Origin of the sequence: Solibacillus faecavium (assembly GCF_014836905.1) — a bacterium.
Classification (GTDB): domain Bacteria; phylum Bacillota; class Bacilli; order Bacillales_A; family Planococcaceae; genus Solibacillus; species Solibacillus faecavium.
The window spans coordinates 1-1,925 of sequence record NZ_JACSPZ010000021.1 but is presented as its reverse complement, the minus strand read 5'-3'; the positions used below and the strand labels follow the sequence as shown (position 1 = coordinate 1,925).

The following is a 1,925-nucleotide window of genomic DNA, read 5'->3' as shown; positions in this document are numbered from 1 at the left end:
CATACCGAACACGGAAGTTAAGCTCTTTAGCGCCGATGGTAGTTGGGGGCTTCCCCCTGTGAGAGTAGGACGTCGCTAGGCTCAAAAAGTCGTTGCTGATTCAGTCAGTAGTGGCTTTTTTATTATTTAAAATTAGCAAATTAAAAATAACAAGCATGACTTGAAAGGATAAAACTTTCTATGTCATGCTTTTTTGTTTATATAAAAATAGAAATTAGATCTTACCGGTTATAAATTAATACAAATAGGAGAAGAAGTAGCTAGATGAACGTCAGAAGGAATTTCAGTTTTCATTCTTAGTTGGATTAGATAGTTATCATTCCTCAAGGCACTTTTATCATTTGAAACTTTTACAGCTAAATTACGTATACAAAGGAATAAGTTTAATTAAGGAGGAAGCTGATGCGTAAAATATTGTATATGGCAGTAGCTAGCGTATTACTGACAGCCTGTGGAAATGATAAAACAAGCAGTACCGACTTAGCTACAACAGAGCAAACTGAAAGCTCTCAGGAGGTCATCCAGATGAACGAAGCATTATTAGGGAAATGGCAAGGTATGATTGAAATCCCGCAGTCACCATTGGAAATTATTTTGGATTTGCAAAAAACAGGGGGGAATATATCGGTTCCAGCCCAAGGATTAAGTGAATTTTCATTTGAATCTGTTCAATATGATGATAGTGAAATAGAGATTAAAATTGATTTGGCAGGGTCTTTAATAAAAATAGAAGGGACTTATGAAAAGGAACAAATAGAGGGGACGTTTACACAAAATGGACAAACGTTTCCGATTACTTTAAATCCATATACAGAGGCTTCTATAACATATGAAGAGCATACGGTTCCTGTTTTAGGAGGGGAATTAAAGGTAGCCCTACAAGTGCCAGAACAACCAACAGGGGAGCTTGTTATTATCCATGCTGGTTCGGGACCAACGAATAAAGATGGAAATACTATTGGCGGTGGATCTAATAACAGCCTTAAGATGATTGCGGAAAATCTAGCCGAACAGGGAATTGCATCAATACGGTTTGATAAGCGGGGTATTGGTGAAAATACAGCACTAATTGCAAAAGAAGAGGACTTAACATTTGAAATGTATGTACAGGATGTAACGTCAATCGTTAATTATGCTAAAAAAGACAGCCGTTTTACGGAGGTTCATTTACTTGGTCATAGTGAAGGTGCATTAATTATGGCAATCGCTGCACAAAAAGGCAATGTAGACTCACTTATCTCCATTGCTGGGGCAGGTAGACCGGTCGATGAGATTTTGATGGAACAACTAGCAGCGAGTCTACCACCTAATTTGTTGTTGGAATCTGAAAAAGCATTGGAGCAGCTGAAAGCCGGTAATAAAGTCGGGAAAGTTTCGTCTGAACTTCAGTCCTTATTTAGACCATCTGTTCAACCGTATATGATTTCTTGGTTAAAATATAACCCACAGCAGGAAATAAACGATGTGATAGTACCTATACTAATACTACAAGGAAAAATGGATATCCAGATTACAGAAGAAGATGCGGAAAATCTAAAATTGGCAAATAGCAAAGCACAGCTTCATTATTTTGATCATATGAATCATGTCTTAAAAGACATAGAAGGAAATCGTGAACAAAATGTAGCGAGTTATTCAAATCCCAAATTACCATTAACGAGTGGTTTAGTAGAGGAAATTGTTAAATTCATAAAATAAATAAGTCCAGGGAAGAGGAGTTTTCCTCTTTCTGCAAGAAAAAAATAAAAGACATATTATTTCAATAAAGTGCTTGTATAAATTAAAAACGTTGCTATAATAATAAATGTACAAAGGAAACATTGTACATGAGGTACATATATAGTAGCGTTCCGAAGTAGCTCAGTTGGTAGAGCATCCGGCTGTTAACCGGCAGGTCGCAGGTTCGAGTCCTGCCTTCGGAGCCA

The 1,925-nt window shown here is 37.1% G+C and carries 1 protein-coding gene, 1 tRNA gene and 1 rRNA gene; all 3 read left to right on the top strand.

Annotation, left to right across the window (positions count from 1 at the left end; genetic code table 11):
* Positions 1 to 81 (top strand): 5S ribosomal RNA (rrf, locus tag H9635_RS19055); the annotation flags it as partial.
* A gap of 321 nt (positions 82 to 402) precedes the next feature.
* Positions 403 to 1,698 carry an alpha/beta fold hydrolase gene (locus tag H9635_RS19050; RefSeq protein WP_191701902.1) on the top strand — a complete coding sequence of 432 codons (1,296 nt, stop codon included), beginning with the start codon at positions 403 to 405 and terminating at the stop codon, positions 1,696 to 1,698.
* A gap of 151 nt (positions 1,699 to 1,849) precedes the next feature.
* A tRNA-Asn gene (locus H9635_RS19045) sits at positions 1,850 to 1,925 on the top strand.